This is a genomic window from Bartonella sp. TS82HLJMH, assembly GCF_042193495.1.
Taxonomy (GTDB): domain Bacteria; phylum Pseudomonadota; class Alphaproteobacteria; order Rhizobiales; family Rhizobiaceae; genus Bartonella; species Bartonella grahamii.
This window is the reverse complement of the sequence record NZ_JBHILU010000085.1, coordinates 1-818: the sequence shown is the minus strand read 5'-3', so window position 1 is coordinate 818 and position 818 is coordinate 1. Positions and strand designations below refer to the sequence as shown.

Here is an 818-nt window from a genome sequence, read left to right as displayed (position 1 = left end):
TATGATTTGTGATGAAGAAATTTTATCGATTGGAAAAATCACTTTAAACTTCAAAGGGCGTGCGCGCTAATGGTTGGCTCCCTCCTTCCCACAAACGCGACAGAATTTGAAAAGCGCCTTGCCGATGCTTGCGATTTTCATCAAGATATTGATGGTTCTGTTTTGGGGATTTCACATGCTAAACTGATCACACGCCCTCCCCGCTTCTTGCCGTGGCTCATTGAAGAATACGGGCTTGGAGAGCTTACACCTTATGTTCCAAACCTCTATGATTTGATTGATCAAGGGATTCAATGGCAGCGCTTGCGCGGCTCCCTTGCTGCAATAGAGGTGGGGCTTGAATGGCTAGGGATTTCGGCACGCTTTCAACCCGCATGGACGGGGCGAGCATGGTGGAATTCCTTTCAACTTGATTTTGATCAGTTGCCTGAACGCAAAAGCCTTGAAGCCATTGAAGCAATCACTGACCTTTCCAAAAGTTTGCGCTCTGATTTTCGTCGTGGGACCTATGGTTATGATGTTCAAGCCATGGAAGGCAATATGTCACGCCTTGATGACAGTCTGCTGGAGTATGAAAGCGGTGTATGTGTGACAACGGGAGGCACTCTGTTTTCCTTTGGACGCACCACAGAGATCAACCACACGCTGGGAGAAGAAGGCAGGCTTATTGGCAATTGGATAGAGGATGCGGATGAGGAATTAAGCTGGAACCAAATCGATTACCCATGGGACATGGCAAACTTTCCGTGGTGTTCGGTCAAAAAACATGAACGCGATATGCTCATGGCAGAGTGGTTTCATGGTCGCACGCTTTATCT

1 protein-coding gene is annotated in these 818 nt (G+C 47.6%); it reads left to right on the top strand.

The features are described 5' to 3' along the window. Positions 1–69: 69 nt before the first annotated feature. Positions 70–818: phage tail protein (locus tag ACFIKO_RS09375; protein ID WP_375673908.1), on the top strand; the 749-nt coding region annotated here is incomplete at its 3' end.